A 19,567-nucleotide genomic window follows, 5' to 3' on the forward strand; every position below is an offset into this window, starting at 1 on the left:
TTTCGATGCCGGGCACAACCCATTGTCACCGGGCGACTGCAATCCGGCCTAATCGGACATAGCGGGGCGGCATTCCGTTACGGAACGGGACAATCGGACTCACCGGCGATTCGCCATGTCCCGATACCGTGAGGTATGTCACCGTCACCCGCGGATGTGCGGCGGCCTTGGCGGCGGAGGAACCGGCACCGTTCGCGCCGTCACCGCGCCCAGGCACCGCCCCGGTGGGAACACCGCGCCGTCACGACCGAAGCCGGCACCCTCCGTTGTGACGATCCGGGCCGAAGTGCTCACCAGTGCGTGGAGCCCTGCAGCAGTCGGCGGCGGGCGCGGAGAGCGATGAGGATGAACGCGCCGGTGAGCGCGGCGGCGGCGCCGACGGCCACGGCGGTCGTCGTGCTGGTTCCGGTGGTGGGCAACCGTTCCGTGGTCGAGGGCGAGCCGGTGGCCGCCGCTCCGGCGATGTCGGATTCGGTGCGCAGGTCCCAACGCTGCTCGGGCGCGCCACTCCACGGCCGCAACACCAGTTCGGGTTCCGCTGCGACGGCCAGTTCAGGATGCCCCTGCGGATGCCATTGGCCGGTACCGGGTTCGTGCCGCCACACGGTGACCGATTCGGTGTCGCCGCCCACTGTGACCGGTGCTCCCGCGTCGGCGCGGTCCACGGTGAGCGCCGTGCGCCCGGTGGCGTCGGCGACGGCCCCGTACTCGGTGAAACGCCAATGCCCGGTGTCCACGCCACAGTCCGCCGACTCCACGACGACGTCTCCGGACCGGGGCGCGGCACACTGCCCGGTGGCGCGGTTGACCATCCAACCGGTCGGCTGGTCCGCGTATGCCGGCGCGGGCACGGCGACCGCGGCGGCGACGACGAGGGCCGTGGCCATCGAGGTGATGTTCCGATCCGCCATGGCGACAGTCTAGTGACGGTTACACTACGGGTTTACCCGGGATCCGATCGGCCGTGGCGAACAGGACCTCCGCGACGGCCGACATGTTGCGGACGAAGTCGGCGTCGTCCTCGTCGAGTCCCCAGTAGAGGTCCTCCATGGATCTCACGAACGCCCACGCGTGTGCGCGACGGGGATCCACCTCCAGCCATTCCGCGGTTCGGATCGTGTACTCGACCGCCGATACCTCTGTCGGTGTCGTCTCCAGTTGGATCCGCAGCAGGTATCCGGCGTCGAAGGCGCGCTCGCCGAGCTTCGGTTTCGGGTCGATGAGCAGCCACGGCTCACGCCGCGCGGACACTATGTTGCCGAGGTGGTTGTCCATGTTGGCCACTCCGACGGGACCGTCGGGCACGGTGAGGACCCGGCACAGCCGTTCCGCCTCCCGCAGCATCGGTGCGGGGATGTCGTCTCCCCGGTATCCGGCGAACAGCTCGGCCCAGTCCGCAGCCTGGTCCACCACGGTGGGGATCGGGGGGAGGTCGGCGGGCGCGGGACCCGGTACGCGCCACAACCGGCGGTACAGCCGCGCCGCGAACTCGACGTCGCCGGCGTGCTCGGGCAGTCCCTCGCGGTGGGCGGTGGCGACGTGCTCCTGGGACACCAGCGGCTCGCCGGGGTCGGCACGTTCCAGCAGCATGGCGCCGCTGTCGGCGTCGTACTCGTACAACAGGACCGCCCCCTCGCCCCCGTAATGGTACAGCGCGGTGGGTTCGGCGACGTTCCACTCGTCGACGACGGGGACCTTCAGGACGGCGGCCGTCCCGTCGGCACGGTTCACCGGTGCCACATAGGAATGCGTACCGCCGGTGAAGGCCGGGCCGGTGACCTCCAGCCGCCATTCCCGGCAGCGGTCCTCCACCAGGCGCGGCAGGTCGTCGAGCCACGCGTGTCCGCGTTCGGCGAAGATACGGCGGACGATCCTGGCGACTTCGGCGGGAACCAACGACATCCGGTCATTCTGCCGACCGGTGAACCGGCCCGGCAACCCGATGGCCCCGGGCGGCGGCTAGCGTGGCGGCATGCGCCTCACCGCCCCCTCCGACACGCTCCTCGCCACGCGGGAAGCCGACCGCGCCACGCCTGCCACGCCGCCCCGCGGCACGGCCGTCATCGAACGGTTCGGTCTGCGGCACGGCGACACCGAGGTGGGTGTGCTGGCGATCAGGACCGGCACGGAGTTCGACCGGCCGGTGGCGGTCCTGGACGACCTCTGGATCCGGCCCGAACACCGCCGGTCCGGGCTGGGCGCGGCGGCGGTCGCGGAGGCCGAGCGGTGGGCGTCCGGACACGGGGCCCCCCGACTGTCGGTGGCGTGCGTCCCCGACGACCCGGCTCACCTGGCGTTGTTCCGGGACTACCAGGTGGTGTCGCGGCACATGGTGATACCGGTGGGCGACGCGGTCGAGCCGACCGCGATCCGCGCGGACCCCATGACGGAGGCCGAGTACGGCCCGTGGCTCGCGCATTCGGTGACGGGTTTCGCCGAGGTGACGGCCGAATCCCAGGGCTTCACGCCCGAGGAGGCCACCGACCGCGCGAAGCAGGTCTTCGCGCAGCTCCTACCGGACGGCCTCGCCACCGAGGGACACGAACTGTGGATGGTCCGGCAGGGCGACGACGTGGTCGCGCACCTGTGGTTGTTCCACGACGCCCCGGACGGCCACACCTTCATCTTCGACATCGAGGTGACGCCCGACCGTCGCGGCACCGGGCTGGGCAAGGAGACGATGGCGCTGGCGCGGTGGCGGGCCGCCGTACACGGCCGTGACGGGGTGAAGCTCAACGTGTTCGCCACCAACGAGGTCGCCACGGGCCTCTACCGGCGACTGGGATACCGCGCCACTGTGGAATTCAGGTTCAAGGCGCTCACCGGCTGAGGCTTTCATGGCAGGCTGACCCCATGCCGACTTATCCGATCGTCAGCCTCACCACCGACTACGGTCTGGCCGACGGCTTCGTCGCGGCGTGCCACGGCGTCATCGCGCAGTGGGCGCCCGACACCCGCGTCATCGACGTGAGCCACCTGGTGCCGCCGGGAGACATCCGGCGGGGCGCACTGGTGCTGGCGCAGACGGTCCCGTTCCTGCCTCGCGGCGTCCACATGGCGGTGGTCGACCCGGGAGTGGGTACGACCCGGTTCCCGGTCGCGATCGAAGCCGGGTTCGGCATACTCGTCGGTCCCGACAACGGCCTGTTGATGTGGGCGGCCGAGGCGTTGGGCGGGGTACAACGCGCGGTGACGCTCACCGACACCCGGTTCCACCGGCACCCCGTCTCGCACACCTTCCACGGGCGGGACATCTTCGCTCCCGCCGCGGCGGTGCTGTCGTCGGGCGTCGCGCCCGCCGACCTCGGGGAACCGGTGAAGCCGAACGACCTGGTGAGACTGCCCGACCCCAAGGTCACCGTCACCGACGGCGAGATCGTCGCGGAGGTCATGTCGGTGGATCGGTTCGGGAACCTGCAACTGGCGGCCGACGGGCGTACCCTCGACGGTTTCGGGGAGGGTTTCGAGATCGCGGGCAGGTCGGCGGTGCGGGGTGACATGTTCGCGGCGGCGGACCCGGGTGCCGTGGTGGTGCTCGTGGACTCGGCGGGCAAGGTCGCGATCGCCGTCAACGGCGGTTCCGCCGCGGAGGAGCTGGAGGCCCGGGCCGGGGACGTCCTGAGCCTGCGCGCGCGGTGAGCGTGGCGGACGGGTGTGGTGCCGACGGGCGGTGCGCCCTCACCGGGCCGGGTGGGTGGCCCCGGTTCGAGGGAGTTCGCCTCACCGGTGAAGGGGAATCGCAGGGCCACCGGCCTCCTCCCCTCTGGCGTGAGCCTATCGCCGGCGAGGTGGGGTGCGCATCCCGAAAACGACGGGGCTGTGGATAACCCTCCGGTTGTGGACGCGGGAACCGCGGAGGGGGCCCGCGTCACGCGGGATCGGGGTACGCGAGGACCCGGGCATGACGACGGGGTTCCGCGCCCGGTTGACGACCGGGAACCACCCGTGACGCCCGGCGGTACCGAAGGGCGGTTCAGAGTTCCGGTTGCGGCTGGTGTCGGCGGTGGAAGTCGCGCATCTCACTGACCGCCGACGCGAAACCCCTGAGCTGTTCGGTCGCCTCCGCCAACCGGCTACCGGTGAGGTCCCCACCGGGATGCGTCAGCGACGACAGGGCGCTCTGCTCGGCGACGACCTCGGCGGCCGCCCCGACCATGTCCTCGTACGAGGTGACACCGGATTCGAGCCGTTCCAGTAGTGCCTGGTGCGCACTACCGAGCGACGCCTGCCGGTCGGCGGGTGCGACCGCGATCGAGCGTTCCAAGCCGCGTATCTGCTCGGCGAGATCCTTCAGCGAGGTCGCCGCGCCGCGCACGTCGGTCAGGACGTCGGCGGCGGGACCGGTGAGCCGGGGCGCGAGGTCGTCGAACGCCCGGGTCGCGGCGACCAGCCGCGTGAACGCCGGGTTGGCGGCGGACCGCCTGAACTGCGCCGACTCCCGTTTTCCGCGTACCTTGCGGGCGAGCTCGTTGGCGACGGTCTGCGCCTCCAGCGACAGGGCGGCCGTGCCGTGCAGGGCGAGCTGTTCGGACTCGCCGGGCATCGCCGCCGACATCCGCCGGTAGTCGATCCAGCGGAACGCCGCGAGGACGGCACTGCCGCCGAACAGGCCCGCCCAGACGGCGTCGAGTGGACCGAGCCCCTGGTACGGGACGAGCACGGCGGCGGTGCCTCCGAACAGGCCCGCCCACACGCTCCACCGGCGCGCGGCCCGGAGCCGTCGCCGTAGTCGTTTGAGCGGCTGGGGTACTCCGCCGCCGGGCAGCCTGATCATGAGGGGGTGCGGACTCAGCCGGTGGCCGCGTCCTTGTCCTTTCCTAGGCTCGCGCGGATCTCGTCGAGTCGGGAGACCGACGCACTGTCCGACTTGGCGGCCTCCACGGCGGGCTTCTCGGCGGCGCCGCCGAGTTTCTCACCCTGGAGGCTGGCGCGGATCTGCTCCAACCGGGACGATCCGGCCATGTCGATCGTGGACTTCTGGACCTCCATCATCCGCCCCTCGATGGAGTTGCTGGCGAGGTCGGCGCGGCCCATGGCGGTGGCGTAGCGGCGTTCGATCTTGTCGCGGATCTCGTCCATGTTGGGCACGTTGCCGGGCGCGGCCAGCGACGACATCGACTCCAGCGAGGAGGCGATGGTCTCCTGCATCTTCGCCTGTTCGAGCTGGCTGAGCAGCTTGGTGCGCTCGGCGAGCTTCTGCTGCAGCATCATCTGGTTGTTCTCGACCGCCTGGCGGGCCTGCTCGGCGGCGTTGATGGCCTGGTCGTGGAGGGTCTTGAGGTCCTCCATCGACTGCTCCGCGGAGACGAGCTGCGCGGCGAACGCCTGCGCGGAGTTCTCGTACTCGCCGGCCTTCTTCTCATCGCCTTCAGCGCGGGCACGGTCGGCCAGGACGAGTGCCTGCCGGGCCGAGGCCTGCAGCTTCTCGACCTCGGACATGGTGCGGGACAACTTCATCTCGAGCTGGCGCTGGTTCCCGATGACCGCCGCCGCCTGCCCCACCAACGCCTGATGCTGCCGCTGAGATTCTTCGATGGCCTGCTGGATCTGGATCTTGGGATCGGCGTGCTCGTCGATCTTGGCGCCGAACAGCGCCATCATGTATTTCCAACCCTTGACGAAGGGATTGGCCATCTCGCGATCCTTCCAGTGTTAGCGGCGGTGGGTATCGAGTCTAAGGTGTCGTGCCCATACTTGCCCAATCCCCGCCCACCGGCTCAGCCCGGGGGCCGTAAGGCGGCCACGCCCGCCTTGGGGGTGGGGCGTCCACCTGCGCCGCGCACCCTGCGCGCGCGGGCCGCCGCCAGTGAGACCGGTGGTGACACCGGTGCGGCGGCGCGTTTACGGACCGGCCGGGACTCCTGCCCGGATTTGCGGTGGTCGTCGAAGTGGGAGACGGACTGCAGCAGTGACACCGGCGACAGCTGCGCGGCGGCCTCGCGTTGCCGTTCCTCCTTGGCGACCTCGGTCGTCACCTCCCCCAGCACGTCCGACAAGGGTACGTCGAGCGCGGTGCAGATGGAGGACAGCAGTTCGCTGGACGCCTCCTTCTGGCCGCGTTCGATCTCGGACAGGTAGCCCAGGCTGACGTTGGCCGACGCGGAGACGTCGCGTAGCGTGCGGCGCTGGGCCCGCCTCCGGGACCGCAGTGTCTCACCGATGATCCGACGCAGCAGCACCATCGCAATCTCCTGTCTCGTCTGGCCCGGTCGGTGGAAAGGTGGGCACACAGATGTCAACCGGGTCGAGGGCCAGATTACTCCGGGTGGCGGAGACTAATTCCGCTCGGCCGCCAGGACGTCGAGGAGCAGCCGCAACGCCAGTTCCACCGAGGCGTTGCGCACCTGCGCACGGTCACCGGGAAGGTGGTGGCCACGGGCGACGGGTTCACCGTCGGGGCCGGCGACCGCCAGCCAGACCGTGCCGGGGGGTTGACCGCCGTGTGGTTCGGGTCCGGCGGCTCCGGTGGTGCCGATGCCCCAGTCGGCCTCGCCGCGTCGTCGCGCGCCGACGGCGAGTGCCGCGGCGACCTCGGCGGACACGACACCGTGGGTGTCGATGAGTGCGGCGGGGACGTCGAGGAGCCTGGTCTTCATGTGCGGGGTGTAGGCGACGACTCCGGCGGTGAACACGGCCGAAGAGCCCGGTACCTCCACCAGTGACGCGGCCAGCAGTCCCCCGGTGAGGGATTCGGCGACGGCGAGGCTGCGGTCGTCGTCGCGGAGCCTGGTGACGACGTCGGCGGCGGGTGTGGTGTTCAATCGCTTCTCCGATCACCCCGGTGACGAATGCGGATCACCTGTATGACGTATTCGGCGCCCGTGACGACGGTCGCCAGGACCGCGGCACCCATGAGCCAGGGGGCGGCGTCGGCGACGGGCGCCGGCCACGGCCACAGGTACCAGAAGATGGCGGCGACCTGTAGTGCCGTCTTCAGTTTGCCGCCGTGGCTGGCCGCGATCACCCCGAATCGGATGACCCAGAACCGCAGGACGGTGACGCCGATCTCACGGAACAGGATGAGCGCGGTCGCCCACCAGGGGACCTGTCCGGCCAGGGACAGCAGGATGAGGGCGGTCCCGGTGAGGGCCTTGTCGGCGATGGGGTCGGCGACCTTGCCGAACGCGGTGACCAGGCCGTGGCGGCGGGCGAGCCAGCCGTCCACGACGTCGGTCGCGGACGCGAGCGCGAACACCCCGGCGGCGGCCATGCGCCACGTCTGGGAGACGAAGGCGGATTCGACGACGCACCACGCGAAGACGGGGATGAGCAGCAGGCGCAGCAACGTCAACGCGTTGGCGACGTTGTAGACGGAGGGGGTGCGCCGGGCGTCGGCGGAGACCTCGTGGGGCACCTCAGCGGCCTTCGACGGAGACGAGTTCGGCGACCAGGTCCACGCCGTTGCTGTCGACGACGGTCGCGGTCACCAGGTCGCCCGGGGTGAGGCCGTCGACGTCGCCGATGACGGCGGTGCTGCCGTCGACCTCGGGCGCCTGGTGGGCGGCGCGGCCGTCCACGCCGTCGTCGTCGACGGTGTCGATCAGCACGGTCACGGTCTCCCCGATGCGTTCCGCGGCGCGCTGGTCGCACAGTTCGTCGGCGAGCGAGCTGAAGTGTTCGTAGCGGGCGGTGATGACGTCGGGATCGACGTGGCCGTCGAGCTCGGCGCCCTCGGTGCCCTCCTCGTCGGAGTACGCGAACACGCCGATGGCGTCGAGCCGGGCGTGGGTGAGGAACCTCTCCAGTTCGGCGACGTCTGTCTCGGTCTCACCGGGGAACCCGACGATGACGTTGGTGCGGGCGCCGGCCTGCGGGGCGAGGCCGCGGACGGTGTCGAGCAGGTCCAGGAAGCCCTCGGTGGAGCCGAATCGCCGCATCCGGCGCAGCAGGTCGCGGCTGGAGTGCTGGAACGACAGGTCGAAGTAGGGGGCGACGCCGGGGGTGGTGGCGATGGTCTCGATGAGGGCCGGTCGCAGTTCCGCCGGTTGCAGGTACGACAACCGGACCCGGACGATCCCGTCGACGGCGGCGAGTTCGCGGGTGAGCCGTTCGAGCGCGGACGGGTCCGACAGGTCCTTGCCGTAGGAGGTGGTGTTCTCGCTGACCAGGGTGATCTCCCGGACGCCCTGGGTGGCGAGCCACCGGACCTCGGCGATGATCTCCTCGGGCGGCCGGGACACGAACGCTCCCCGGAAGGTGGGGATGGCGCAGAACGCGCAGCGCCGGTCGCAACCGCTGGCGATCTTGACGTTGGCGACGGGGCCGGTGCTGAGCCTGCGGCGCATGACCGTCAGGTGGGCGGGCAGTCCCTCCGTGGATTCGGCGGGTGCGGCGGCGTGGCCGGGGATGACGGCGGCCGACGGCTTGCGTGCCGCCGGGCTGATCGGGAGCAGTTTCCGGCGGTCCTGCGGCGTGTGCGAGGTGATGTTCTCGCCGCGCGCGACGGCGTCGAGCCGGGCGGCGATGTCGGGGTAGTGGTCGAAGCCCAGTACGGCGTCGGCCTCGGGGAGGCTGTCGGCCAGTTGGGTTCCGTAGCGTTCGGCGAGGCAGCCGGTGGCGACGACCTTGGCGCCGGTGTCGGCGGCGGCCAGCAGCGTGTCGATGGAGTCCTGTTTGGCGGTTTCGATGAAGCCGCAGGTGTTCACCATCACGACGTCGGCGGCCTCTCCGTCGTCGGTGACCTCCCATCCGCCGTGGGCGAGGCGGGCGGCGAGCTCTTCGGAGTCGACCTCGTTGCGCGCGCAGCCGAGGGTGAGGACGGCGACACGGCGTTTGGGCAGGGAGGTTGGCGCTTCAGACACGCTATGAGCCTACCCATCGCCGCTTCACACGCGACAGCTCGTAGCCCCGTGGTGCACTCACTGTGCCCGGGGTCACCCGGGCGCAGTGGGAACACGGCCCCGGGGTCACCGGGCACAGCGCGAACGCGGCCCCGGGGTCACCCGGGCACGTGGCCGGAGCCGTACGGACGCGCGCGCCGGCGTCCCCACGAGGGGTGCGCGTGACGGAGAATCGATGGATGCGGAAATTTCTACGTTCTCCGATCACGTGGGTGGCCGTCGTGGTGGTGGCCGCCGCGGCCCTGTACTGGTTCCAACCGTGGCGGCTGTGGATCGATCAACGGGTGGACGAGCAGCTGCCGGACACCGTCGCCGAGTCTCCACAGGAGACGGAGTCGGCATCGGCGCGGCCGGATCCCGAGCCGGTCCTGTTGGCGGCGGGCGAGTTCGTGAGCCAAGAACACCCCACCGCCGGCCGCGCCGAGCTGGTGCGACAGCCCGACGGCTCGGTGGTGCTGGCGATCGCGGGATTGGAGACGTCGAACGGCCCGGACCTGCGGGTGTGGTTGACCGATCAGGCCGTCGACCCGGACGAGTGGTTCGTCTTCGACGACGGCTATCACGTGGAGTTGGCCCCGTTGAAGGGCAACCTCGGCGACCAGGTCTACGAGGTCCCCGCCGACGTCGACCTCGACAAGGTCGACAGCGTCTCGATCTGGTGCGCCCGGTTCGCGGTCTCGTTCGGCGCGGCGGCGTTGGAGTGACCCACGCGGTCACCCGGCCCCGCACGTCGGTGAGGCCGGGTGACCCGACGGACGGTGCGCGGTTCAGCCCTCGCCCCGGATCGAGGCGAGCACGTGGTCCAGTTCGTCCGGTTTCACCAGGACGTCCCTGGCCTTGGTGCCCTCCGACGGTCCGACCACGCCGCGGCTCTCCATGAGGTCCATGAGCCGGCCGGCCTTGGCGAACCCGACGCGCAGTTTGCGTTGCAGCATGGATGTGGAGCCGAACTGCGTGGTCACGACCTGTTCGACGGCCTGAAGTAGGACGTCGAGGTCGTCGCCGATGTCCTCGTCGATCTTCTTCTTACCGCCGGAGGCGGCGGTGAGGACGTCCTCGGCGAACTCCGGTTCGCGCTGGTCCCTGGCGAAGGCGACGACCCGTTCGATCTCGGCGTCGGTCACCCATCCACCCTGGATGCGTTGGGGTTTGCTGGCGCCCATCGGCAGGAACAGTCCGTCGCCGCGGCCGATGAGCTTCTCGGCGCCCGGTTGGTCGAGGATGACGCGGGAGTCGGCCAGCGACGAGGTGGAGAACGCCAGGCGGGACGGCACGTTGGCCTTGATGAGGCCGGTGACCACGTCGACGGAGGGTCGCTGGGTCGCCAGGACGAGGTGGATCCCGGCGGCGCGGGCGAGCTGGGTGATGCGTACGACGGCGTCCTCGACGTCTCGGGGCGCGACCATCATGAGGTCGGCCAGTTCGTCGACGATCACCAGGAGATAGGGGTAGGGGCGGTACTCGCGCTCGGATCCCGGTGGCGGCTTCATCTTTCCGGCACGGACCTTGCGGTTGAAGTCGTCGATGTGCCGTACGCCCGAGGCCGCGAGGTCCTCGTAGCGCATGTCCATCTCCTTGACGACCCACTGTAGAGCGTCGGACGCCTTCTTCGGGTTGGTGACGATGGGGTTCACCAGGTGCGGGATGCCCTCGTAGGCGGTCAGTTCGACCCGCTTGGGGTCGATCAGCAGCAGCCGCACCTCGTCGGGCGTGGCCCGCGCCAGCACCGAGACCAACAATGTATTGATGCAGCTCGACTTCCCGCTGCCGGTGGCTCCGGCTATCAACAGGTGCGGCATCTTGGCGAGGTTGGCGACGACGAAACCACCCTCGATGTCCTTGCCGAGACCGATCACCATGGGGTGGCGATCGGCCGCGGCCTCACCGCTGCGCAGCACGTCCCCCAGCGCCACGTCCTCCCGGTCGGTGTTGGGGATCTCCACTCCGACGGCGCTCTTGCCGGGAATCGGACTGAGGATACGCACGTCGGGGCTCTTGACCGCGTAGGCGATGTTGCGGGACAGCTGCGTGATCCGCTCGACCTTCACGGCGGGGCCCAGTTCGACCTCGTACCGGGTGACCGTGGGGCCACGGGTGAAACCGGTGACGGCCGCGTCCACGTTGAACTGTTCGAAGACCTCCTGGAGCGCGGCGATCACCACGTCGTTGGCCTTGCTGCGTTTCTTGGCCGCCGCACCGGCGGCCAACAGGTCCAACGGCGGCAACCGGTAGTCGCCGGTGTCGGGCAGCGTCGGTTGTTCCAGCCGGGCGGGGGCCGGGGAGTGCCTGGGCGGCTCACGTCGCCGGTCGGGGACCTGCTCGGGGGTCAGCCGGGGCAACGGGGTGGCGGGCCGGTGCACGGGGGCGTCGTCGGCCTCGGCGTCCTCCGACTCCGTCTCGGTGTCCTCGGCGACCATCGCGGCCTGGCGGCGGCGCGCCGGACGGCGGCGGGTGACCGGCTCCTCCTCGTCCTCGGGCTCGGTGTCCTCGACGGGTCCGGCGGTGCGGCCGGTCGCCAGGCGCCACAGTTCGGCGAGCCGGTCGGGTACACGGTTCACCGGGGTCGCCGTGATCACCAGGACGCCGAACACCGCGGTCAGCAGCAGGAACGGCGTGGCGACCCACGCCGACACGGCGGCCTCCAGCGCGCCACCGACGAGCCTTCCGATCTGGCCGCCCGCACCGGACACGCCGTCGGCGTCGGTGGGGAGACCGTTGCCCAGGTGGAACAGTCCGGCGGTGGCGATCGACAGGGCCGTCCAGCCGACGACGCCGCGGCCGTGCGCCTCTTCGGTGCGCGGCACCCGCATCATGCGGACGGCGCCGATCCCGAGCAGTGCCGGCAACGCCAGTGCGGTGACCCCGACGAGCCACCGGATCGCCAGCGACGCGTACTCCCCCACCGGGCCGCCGGAGTCGAACCACAACGCGACCGCCAGCAGGATCGCGGCGGCCAGCACACCCAGCGCCTGGCCGTCACGGCGGTGAGCGGTGTCGATCTCCTTGGCGGTGGCCGCCTCGCGGCCGATGCCGCGGGCCACCCATCCGATCGAGCGGGCCGTCCCGATCCACATGCCGCGCAACGCCATCCGGCTGGCCTCCAACGGCCCCGGTATGCCGCCGCCCCGGCGGGCGGGACGTTTGGGGGGTGCGGCCTTCTTTCGGGCGCGGGGTGCCGCCGCCGCCTTGGTGGTGCGGGCGCGCGCGGGTGCGGTGCGTTTGCGGGCGGCTTTCTTCGCCGCCTGACTTCGGCCGGCCATGCCCATTACCGTACCGGCGTGACACGGCCCGGTCCGGTACGCGGCCCGACTCGGTGCCGGTGGATACGTCACGACGGGATCGGCCGGAGACGGCCGACGGCCCCAAAGCGGGGCTTCGGGGCCGTCGGGTGGGTCGGTGCGGAGTGGAGTCTCGGCTCCACTCCGCCGCCGGTCACTGGAAGGTGATCCGGTTCGCGGGCAGGGCCTCGGCCGGGTCGTCCGCGCTGGTGTTGGCGGTGAACCAGTCCTTGAACACGTCGATGTCCAGCCCGCCGACGAGGCGGTTCCCTCCCTCGGCGAGGACGGCGAAGCCGTCACCGCCGTCGGCGAGGAAGGAGTTGACCGTCACCCGGTAGGTGGCGGCGGGGTCCAGCGGCTGTCCGTTCAGCGCGATCGTGTCGGTGAGGATGCGGTCGGCGCCGGTCGCGGAGGCGTCCACCGTGTAGGTGAATCCCTCCGACGGCTGCAGCAGCAGGTTGCGGTCGGCGTTGTCACCGGTGTACTGCTGTTGCAGCAGGGTGACGATCTGCGCACCGGTCAGGTCCATCGTGACGAGGTAGTTGTTGAACGGTTGCACGGTGAAGGCGTCGGCGTAGCTGACCACACCGTCCCCTTCGGAGCCGGACGCCGCGTAGCTGAGGTCGGCGCGGACGCCTCCGGGGTTCATGAAGGCGATCTGGGCGCCGCCGGTGTCGGCCGAGGAGGTCGCGGCCAGTTGCATGTCGGCGATCAGGTCTCCCAGTGGGGATTCCACGTCACGGGTGTCGCCCATGGGGATGTCCTCGGCGAGGTAGCCGACCGTCTGGTTGGCGATCGGGTCGACGAGGGTCCGGTATTCGGCGATCAGGTCCCGCTGGGTGTCGTCGACGTCGACGTCACGGGTGACGACGCGGTTCTCGGCGACCATGGTGGTCCGGATGATGTCGCGGGTCTTCTTGTCGTAGGTGAGGTTGATCTCGGTGTACAGCCGCCCGAAGGAGGAACCGGACGTCACGAGCCGGGGTTGACCGGCGGGGTCGTCGATGGTGCACGCGTACGCCTGGTGGGTGTGGCCGGTGACGACGACGTCGATCTCGGCGTCGAGGTTCTGGGCGATGTCGACGACGGGTCCGGAGATTCCGTCACCGGGGCCGGGCGAGTCGCAGTCGTAGTTGTAGGCGGGGCTGACCGGGACGCCGCCCTCGTGGAGCAGCACGACGATCGACTGGACGCCGACGGCCTTGAGCAGCTTGGCGTAGTAGTTGGCGGTGACGACCTCGTCCTTGAACTCGAGGTTCTTGATGACCTCCTTGCTGACGATGTTGCCGGTGCCTTCGAGGGTCATGCCGATGAAGCCGACGCGGGCGCCCTGGCCGAGGTTCTTCACCCAGACCGGCGGGAGTTCGGGCAGGCCGGTGTCCTTGTCGACCACGTTGGCGCCCAGGTACGGGAAGTCACTGCCGTCGTACGGGTCGGCGGGGTCGGTGCAGCCGTCGACCTCGTGGCAGCCGCCGTCCTGGATGCGGTGGAGTTCGGCGATGCCCTCGTCGAACTCGTGGTTGCCGACCGCGCTGACGTCGAGTCCCATGTGTTCCAGGGATTCGATGGTGGGTTCGTCGTGGAACGCCGCCGACAGGAACGGGCTTCCGCCGATGAGGTCGCCCGCGGCGACGGTGACGGAGTTGCGGTGGCCCTCCCTGGCCTCGGCCAGGTGGGTGGCCAGGTACTCGGCGCCCCCGGCCTTCACCTGCACCTGTTCACCGTGCTCGTCGATCATGGTGATCTCGCCGCTGGACCCGCTCGGCGGTTCCAGGTTGCCGTGGAAGTCGTTGATGGCGAGCAGTTGGATGTCGACGGTGGACTTGGCCTGCGCGGCGGACGGTACGGCCGTCACGGTCAGGCCGAGTACCGCCATCGCGACGGCGCCGCCGCCGATGAGGCGTTTTGCCCGGGTGGACATATGTGGGATCTCCCTGAGGGGCGTTGGTGGTTCTGCCACAGGTAGCGAAGCAGAACCCGGCTTCTTGCGGGTAGCCGCAGGATAACGAATGAGTCTCATCGCCCGGACGGTCGTTCGAGGGCGAGTCCCGCCGTGAGGACGGCCAGCACCGCGACGAGTTGCCAACCGGCGGCGACCGCCCCCAACGGCACGGTCGCGGCCAGGACGACGGCGGTCAGGATGCGGCCGGGCCTGCCGGGGAGGCCCATCACGGCGCGGAACCAGACGGTGCCCAGGAGGAACAGGGCGGGTCCGGCGGCGAGGGCGTACTCGGCGCCGTGGCCGAGCGGTGTCGTGAGGTGCCCGATGGACGCGGACACGGCCGCGGCCATGGTCACGATTCCGAGCAGGATCGGCACGTGGGCGTAGAAGTACCCGCCGAGCACCTTGCGGGCACGGCGGACCTGGTCGGTCTCGCCGGTGAGGGCGGTTTCGCCGGGTTCGGCGTCGCGGGCGAAGTAGTACCACCACAGTGAGGCGGCGATGGCCAGGCCGAGTACCGCGACGGACACGACGTGGCCGCCCATGGGCAGGTCGGCGGCGACGAGCCCGATGGCCAGCAGCGACTCACCGAGGGCGACGATCACCACCAGGCCGTGACGTTCGGCGATGTGTCCGGCGTGCAGCCGGAATCCACGTTGTCCCGACACCAGGGGCGACAGCCACATCACGGCCACAGCGACCGCCCACAGGGCGTACCTGGCGGGTCCGGTGACGGCGGCGGCGACCGCGAGCGCGCCGACCGAAAGCAGGTTGGCGGCGAAGATGGGCAGGAAGCGCCGGGTGGACTGGAGGTACATGACACCGTGGACGGTCACGACGACCGCCATGCCGAGCGCGAACCAGCCGCCGGAGCCGTGGAAGGCGTCGGGTACCGCCAGTCCGGTGGTGAGCCAGCCGGCCATTCCGACGAGCAGCAGTACGCGGCGGAGGGGCCGTCTGGCGGGTACGGCGTTGGTGAGCCAGGCGTAGCCGGCGTACATCCACCAGATGACCCCGAACATGAGGATGGTCTGCAGCGCGCCGGCGCCGTAGTCGTGGCCGAGGACGTGGGTGAGCCTGGTGACGGTGAAGACGAACACCAGGTCGAAGAAGAGTTCGAGTGTGGACACCGGCATGGAGGCGGTGTCGGGTACCGGTTCGACGCGTTCGCGGAACCAGCGCGGCGAGGGGATGCGCATCCGGACAGTGTCACTCACCCGCGCGACGGTGGACGCCGGCGGCCTATCCTGCTGGGATGAGTCGAACCGTGATGATCACCGGCGCGAACCGGGGTATCGGCAGGGAGCTGGCCGAACGGGTGTTGGCGCAGGGCGACGACGTGATCGCCCTGGGCAGGGACCGGGCGGCGATGGCGGAGTTGGGTTGCCGGGTGGTGACGGCGGACCTGTCGGCGCCGGAGACCCTGGCGGGCGCGGTGGCGGGCATCGACCGGCTGGACGCCCTGGTCCACAACGCCGGTATCGCCGAGGTGGGGCCGGTGGCCGAGACCGGACTCGACACGTGGCAGCGTCACCTGACGGTGAATCTGGCCGCGCCCGCGGAGTTGACCCGGTTGTTGTTGCCGGCGTTGCGGGCGGCGTCGGGTCACGTGGTGTTCGTGAACTCGGGTGTGGGCCTGTCGGCGGGGCCGATGTGGTCGGCGTACGGGGCGAGCAAGCACGGGTTGAAGGCGTTGGCCGACGCGCTGCGGGCCGAGGAGCAGGGCAACGGGGTGCGGGTGACGACGGTGTACCCGGGCCAGGTCGCGACCGAGATGCAGCGCGCGTTGCGGGAGTCGATGGGGGTTCCCTACGACCCGCGGCGGGCGATGTCGGCGGGGACGGCGGCCGAGGCGATCAGGTACGTGCTGAACGTGCCCGCGGAGGCCACGGTGCACGATCTGCGGATCGCGCCGAGCGACCCGGTACCGCACGCGACGTCCCGCCGGCGTTGAGCCGGCCCGGGGAGGGGCGTGACGCCGCACTCCCCGAGCGGCACCGGGTCACGACCGGTCGGGTGTCGCCGGGTGAGTTAACACCTCCAGCACGTGGGGCACGATCATCGGTCGGCGGCGGTAGGTGTCGTTGACCCATTTGCCGACGGTGCGGCGCACCAGCTGCTGGAGCTGGTGCGGGTCGGAGACGCCTTCGGCGGCGGCCTTGTCGAGGGCCTCGGTGATGAGCGGCAGCACGTCGTTGAAGGCGTTCTGGTCTTCGCTGAACCCCTTGGCGGACACGGTGGGGCCGCCGACGACCTTGCCGGTGACGGAGTCGACGACGACGGTCGCGGACACGAAGCCGCCGTCGCCGAGGATGCGGCGTTCGGTGAGCACCGGTTCCCCGACGTCGCCGACGGCGAGGCCGTCCACGTAGATGTAGTTGTTCTCGACGTGTCCCACGACCCGGGCCACGCCGTCGACGAGGTCCACCACGTCGCCGTTCTCGACCAGGACGACCTGGTCCCGGGGGACGCCGGAGGCGACCGCGAGACGGGCGTGGGCGCGCAGGTGACGCCATTCGCCGTGGACGGGCATGAAGTTGCTCGGCTTGACGACGTTGAGGGCGTACAGGAGTTCTCCGGCGGGGGCGTGGCCGGAGACGTGGACCTTGGCGACGTCCTTGTGGATGACGGTGGCGCCGGAGCGGGACAGCCGGTTGATGACGCCGTACACGGCGGTCTCGTTGCCCGGCACCAGTGAGGACGCCAGGACGACGGTGTCCCCGGATTCGACGGTGACGTGCCGGTGGTCACCGGAGGCCATCCTGCCCAGGGCGCTCATCGGTTCGCCCTGGGAACCGGTGGACATGTACACGATCTCGTCGTCGGGGAGCCTGGCGGCCTCGTCCATGGAGACCAGTGACCCGACGGGGATCTGGAGTAGGCCGAGGTCGCGGGCGATGCCCATGTTGCGGACCATGGAGCGGCCGATGAACGCGACCTTGCGGCCGTGTTCGGCGGCGGAGTCGAAGACCTGCTGCACCCGGTGGACGTGGGACGCGAAGGAGGCGACGATGATGCGTCCCTCCGCGTTGCGGAAGATCTCGTCCAGGACCGGCCGGATCTCGCGCTCGGACGTGACGAATCCGGGGATCTCGGCGTTGGTGGAGTCGGAGAGGAAGAGGTCCACGCCCTCGGCACCCAACCGGGCGAAGCCCGCCAGGTCGGTGACGCGGCCGTCCAGTGGCAACTGGTCCATCTTGAAGTCGCCGGTGTGCAGGACCAGGCCCGCGTCGGTGCGGATCGCGACGGCCATCGCGTCGGGGATCGAGTGGTTCACGGCGAGGAACTCGCAGGCGAACGGGCCGAGCTGTTCCCGCTGACCCTCGGCCACCGGCAACGTGTAGGGCTTGATCTTGCGTTCCCGCAGCTTGGCCTCGATGAGGGCCAGCGTGAACTGGGAACCGACCAGGGGGATGTCGGTCTTGTGCGCCAACAGGTACGGGACCGCGCCGATGTGGTCCTCGTGCCCGTGGGTCAACACGATCGCCTCGATGTCGTCGAGCCGGTCGAGCAGCGACGTGAAGTCCGGCAGGATCAGGTCCACGCCGGGTTGGTCCATGTCGGGGAACAGGACACCGCAGTCGACGATGAGGATCCGGCCGTCGAACTCGAAGGCCGTCATGTTGCGGCCGATGGCTCCCAGGCCGCCCAACGGCGTGACCCTCAACGCCCCGGCCGCCAACGGTGGCGGCGCTCCGAGATCGTTACGTGCCTTGAACATGTATCAACCCGCTTCCTTCACTTCGGCCTCGATGGCGGCCCGCAATTCGTCTTCGGCGGCGTACAGCGGCGGCCGGGGGGTTCCGGCCGGGAGTCCGCGTGTCGCCAGCAGCGCCTTGATCGCCACCAGGCCCTGGGTGCGGCCCATGATGGCGGTGGTCGCGCGCAGTACGGCCCTGTCGATCCGCCGCGCGTCGTCGAGCCGCCCGGCGTCGAAGGCGTCGAACATCTCCGCGATCCGCGCTCCCAGGACGTGCGCGGTCACACTGACCGCCCCGACCTGCCCGGTGGCGTACGCGGGCAGGTTCAGTTCGTCGACGCCGCAGTAGTACACGAGGTCGGTCTCGTCCATGACGCGGGTGCTGGCGGCGAGGTCGCCCTTGGCGTCCTTGACGGCGACGATGCGGGGGTGCGCGGCGAGCGCGATGAGCGTGTCGGTCTCCAACGCCGTGCCGGTGCGGGCCGGGATGTCGTACAGCATCACGGGTGCGCCGGTGGCGTCCGCGACGGTGTGGAGGTGCCGTTCCAGGTGCGCCTGCGGTGGCCGCGAGTAGTAGGGCGTGACCACGAGGAGGCCGTCGGCTCCGGCGTCGACCGCCTCCTGGGCGAGGGCGACGGTGTGGCGTGTGTCGGAGGTGCCGACCCCGGCCACGACCGAGGCGCGGTCGCCCACCGCCTCGACGACGGCGCGCACGAGCGCGGCCTTCTCGGCGTCGTCGGTGGTCGGTGACTCGCCGGTGGTGCCGTTGAGGACGAGACCGTCGCAGCGTTGCACGTCGACCAGGTGTTCGGCGAGTCGCCGGGCTCCCTCGACGTCCAGGGAACCGTCGGCGCCGAACGGTGTGACCATGGCTGTCAGAAGTCGCCCGAACGGGCGCACGGCATCACGCATCATATGAATCAACCTACCGTTCAGGACTGGGCACGGCGGCGTTCGGCCGACAGCGGGTCGGTGCCGTTCCCGCGGGTAGCCCCAGGTGAGAGCCGCCACGCCGGTGGCGCGGCGGTGGTCCGTTCACTCGGCAAGCCCGGTGTCAGCCTTCGTGCACGTAAGGACTGGACGCGACCTCGGTGCCGTCCGCCAGCGCCGAGATCGTGAAGTCGGCGAACACGTTGGGCACCTTCTCCTGGAGCCTGCGCAGGCAGGTCACCGCCAGCTGGCGGATCTCGACGTCGGCGTGCTCGGAGGCGCGCATCGCGATGAAGTGCCGCCAGGCGCGATAGTTTCCGGTCACCACGATACGCGTCTCGGTGGCGTTGGGCAGCACCGAGCGGGCCGCCTGCCGGGCCTGCTTACGCCGGAGTGTGGCGTTGGGCTCGTCGGCGAACTTCTTCTCCAGGCCCTCCAGCAGCTCGGTGTAGGCGCGCTGCGCGGCGTCGGCGGCGGCGATGAACCGTTCGTGGAGTTCGGGGTCCTCGGCGATGACGTCGGGTTCGACCATCTTCGCGTCGCGTTCGGGCACGTAACGCTGCGAGAGCTGGCTGTAGGAGAAGTGGCGGTGACGGATGAGCTCGTGGGTCAGGGAGCGCGAGATCCCGGTGAGGTAGAACGACACGCTGCCGTGTTCGAGGACGGAGAGGTGGCCGACCTGGAGGATGTGGTCGAGGTATCCGGCGTTGGTGGCGGTCTTGGGGTTGGGTTTGCTCCACGACTGGTAGCAGGCGCGGCCGGCGAACTCGGCGAGGGCCTGGCCACCGTCGGCGTCGGTCTCCCAGGGCACGTCGGGTGGCGTCTCGAAATGCGTCCAGCCGATGATGGTGACCTGCGGTGCCACGGTGTCCGCCAT

The 19,567-nt window shown here is 70.3% G+C and carries 18 protein-coding genes; 4 read left to right on the forward strand and 14 right to left on the reverse strand.

The window, feature by feature from the left end; all coding sequences use genetic code 11:
- Positions 1-290: 290 nt before the first annotated feature.
- Together LX16_RS00260 and LX16_RS00265 are read right to left on the reverse strand one after the other, a co-directional pair.
- Complete coding sequence (locus tag LX16_RS00260; RefSeq protein ID WP_147131222.1) at positions 291-911, reverse strand: LPXTG cell wall anchor domain-containing protein; 621 nt, start codon at positions 909-911, stop codon at positions 291-293.
- 19 nt (positions 912-930) lie between these two features.
- Positions 931-1,902, reverse strand: a complete 972-nt coding sequence (locus LX16_RS00265) for an aminoglycoside phosphotransferase family protein (RefSeq protein ID WP_147131225.1) — start codon at positions 1,900-1,902, stop codon at positions 931-933.
- 70 nt (positions 1,903-1,972) lie between these two features.
- Here LX16_RS00265 and LX16_RS00270 point away from each other — a divergent pair, with 70 nt between their 5' ends.
- Positions 1,973-2,830 carry a GNAT family N-acetyltransferase gene (locus LX16_RS00270; protein WP_147131228.1) on the forward strand — a complete coding sequence of 286 codons (858 nt, stop codon included), beginning with the start codon at positions 1,973-1,975 and terminating at the stop codon, positions 2,828-2,830.
- 23 nt (positions 2,831-2,853) lie between these two features.
- Positions 2,854-3,639 (forward strand): SAM hydrolase/SAM-dependent halogenase family protein, encoded by a 786-nt coding sequence (locus LX16_RS00275; protein WP_147131232.1) that lies wholly within the window; start codon positions 2,854-2,856, stop codon positions 3,637-3,639.
- Positions 3,640-3,973: 334 nt separating this feature from the next.
- On the opposite strand, the gene pspM is transcribed toward LX16_RS00275, so the two are convergent.
- The 6 genes from pspM to rimO all read right to left on the reverse strand — a co-directional run bounded on the left by pspM (position 3,974) and on the right by rimO (position 8,801).
- Positions 3,974-4,774, reverse strand: coding sequence for a phage shock envelope stress response protein PspM (gene pspM, locus LX16_RS00280; RefSeq protein ID WP_147131235.1), 801 nt, complete (start codon positions 4,772-4,774; stop codon positions 3,974-3,976).
- Between the two features lie 14 nt (positions 4,775-4,788).
- On the reverse strand, positions 4,789-5,634 hold the full coding sequence (locus LX16_RS00285) for a PspA/IM30 family protein (RefSeq protein ID WP_147131238.1): 846 nt from the start codon (positions 5,632-5,634) through the stop codon (positions 4,789-4,791).
- 83 nt (positions 5,635-5,717) lie between these two features.
- On the reverse strand, positions 5,718-6,182 hold the full coding sequence (locus LX16_RS27835) for a helix-turn-helix domain-containing protein (protein ID WP_147131241.1): 465 nt from the start codon (positions 6,180-6,182) through the stop codon (positions 5,718-5,720).
- Between the two features lie 93 nt (positions 6,183-6,275).
- A complete protein-coding gene (locus LX16_RS00295) occupies positions 6,276-6,761 on the reverse strand; it encodes a CinA family protein (protein ID WP_147131243.1) in 486 nt (161 codons plus the stop codon).
- The gene (gene pgsA, locus LX16_RS00300) at positions 6,758-7,354 is read right to left on the reverse strand and encodes a CDP-diacylglycerol--glycerol-3-phosphate 3-phosphatidyltransferase (protein ID WP_147131246.1); all 597 of its coding nucleotides are present in this window, start codon (positions 7,352-7,354) and stop codon (positions 6,758-6,760) included. Before pgsA ends, LX16_RS00295 begins: the two co-directional genes overlap by 4 nt.
- 1 nt (position 7,355) lies before the next feature.
- Entirely contained in the window at positions 7,356-8,801 is a 1,446-nt protein-coding gene (gene rimO, locus LX16_RS00305; protein WP_147131249.1) for a 30S ribosomal protein S12 methylthiotransferase RimO, read from the reverse strand.
- Positions 8,802-9,019: 218 nt separating this feature from the next.
- Here rimO and LX16_RS00310 point away from each other — a divergent pair, with 218 nt between their 5' ends.
- Positions 9,020-9,544: a DM13 domain-containing protein gene (locus LX16_RS00310; protein WP_147131252.1), complete on the forward strand. Its 525-nt coding sequence runs from the start codon at positions 9,020-9,022 to the stop codon at positions 9,542-9,544.
- 63 nt (positions 9,545-9,607) lie between these two features.
- On the opposite strand, the gene LX16_RS00315 is transcribed toward LX16_RS00310, so the two are convergent.
- The 3 genes from LX16_RS00315 to LX16_RS00325 all read right to left on the reverse strand — a co-directional run bounded on the left by LX16_RS00315 (position 9,608) and on the right by LX16_RS00325 (position 15,277).
- Positions 9,608-12,100 (reverse strand): FtsK/SpoIIIE family DNA translocase, encoded by a 2,493-nt coding sequence (locus LX16_RS00315; RefSeq protein ID WP_147131256.1) that lies wholly within the window; start codon positions 12,098-12,100, stop codon positions 9,608-9,610.
- A 172-nt stretch (positions 12,101-12,272) separates the two neighbouring features.
- Positions 12,273-14,039 (reverse strand): bifunctional metallophosphatase/5'-nucleotidase, encoded by a 1,767-nt coding sequence (locus tag LX16_RS00320; RefSeq protein WP_147131259.1) that lies wholly within the window; start codon positions 14,037-14,039, stop codon positions 12,273-12,275.
- Positions 14,040-14,134: 95 nt separating this feature from the next.
- Positions 14,135-15,277, reverse strand: coding sequence for a low temperature requirement protein A (locus LX16_RS00325; protein WP_147131262.1), 1,143 nt, complete (start codon positions 15,275-15,277; stop codon positions 14,135-14,137).
- Between the two features lie 38 nt (positions 15,278-15,315).
- On the opposite strand from LX16_RS00325, the gene LX16_RS00330 reads away from it, so the two are divergent.
- Positions 15,316-16,014, forward strand: a complete 699-nt coding sequence (locus LX16_RS00330; protein ID WP_147131265.1) for an SDR family oxidoreductase — start codon at positions 15,316-15,318, stop codon at positions 16,012-16,014.
- Between the two features lie 48 nt (positions 16,015-16,062).
- Here LX16_RS00330 and LX16_RS00335 read toward each other — a convergent pair whose 3' ends face one another.
- From LX16_RS00335 to thyX, 3 genes are all read right to left on the reverse strand, one after another.
- Positions 16,063-17,781 (reverse strand): ribonuclease J, encoded by a 1,719-nt coding sequence (locus LX16_RS00335; protein ID WP_147131268.1) that lies wholly within the window; start codon positions 17,779-17,781, stop codon positions 16,063-16,065.
- 3 nt (positions 17,782-17,784) lie between these two features.
- Entirely contained in the window at positions 17,785-18,675 is an 891-nt protein-coding gene (dapA, locus tag LX16_RS00340) for a 4-hydroxy-tetrahydrodipicolinate synthase (protein ID WP_147131272.1), read from the reverse strand.
- Between the two features lie 139 nt (positions 18,676-18,814).
- On the reverse strand, positions 18,815-19,567 hold the full coding sequence (gene thyX, locus LX16_RS00345; RefSeq protein ID WP_147131431.1) for an FAD-dependent thymidylate synthase: 753 nt from the start codon (positions 19,565-19,567) through the stop codon (positions 18,815-18,817).

The organism is Stackebrandtia albiflava, assembly GCF_007994225.1.
Lineage (GTDB): Bacteria > Actinomycetota > Actinomycetes > Mycobacteriales > Micromonosporaceae > Stackebrandtia > Stackebrandtia albiflava.